Source organism: Acinetobacter sp. RF14B (assembly GCF_006864105.1).
GTDB lineage: Bacteria > Pseudomonadota > Gammaproteobacteria > Pseudomonadales > Moraxellaceae > Acinetobacter > Acinetobacter lwoffii_C.
Genome location: NZ_SMTB01000282.1, coordinates 1 through 275 on the forward strand (window position 1 = coordinate 1; position 275 = coordinate 275).

Below are 275 nucleotides of genomic sequence, written 5' to 3' on the forward strand. Positions count from 1 at the left end.
ATCCGTATAGTCATTTAAGTCACTGCCTTTTCTAATATATTGTCTGATCAATCCATTCGTATTTTCATTTGTTCCTCGCTGCCAGGCGCTATAGGGATCAGCGAAATACCAATCTATATCTAATTCCTGAGCAGCATACTCATGCAGGCTGAACTCTTTACCATTGTCCGCGGTAATTGTTTTTAGATGCGCTTTGATCGGTTCCAATAATCTGATCGTAGCCTGGCAAACTTCCTCAGCCTTGCGCGTGCTGCACTTTTTCAGCCAAAGATAAC

1 protein-coding gene is annotated in these 275 nt (G+C 42.5%); it reads right to left on the reverse strand.

Going from position 1 to position 275, the window contains the following annotated elements:
• The coding region (locus E2K52_RS14980) for an IS30 family transposase (RefSeq protein WP_151205748.1) at positions 1-275 on the reverse strand (275 nt) is incomplete at both ends.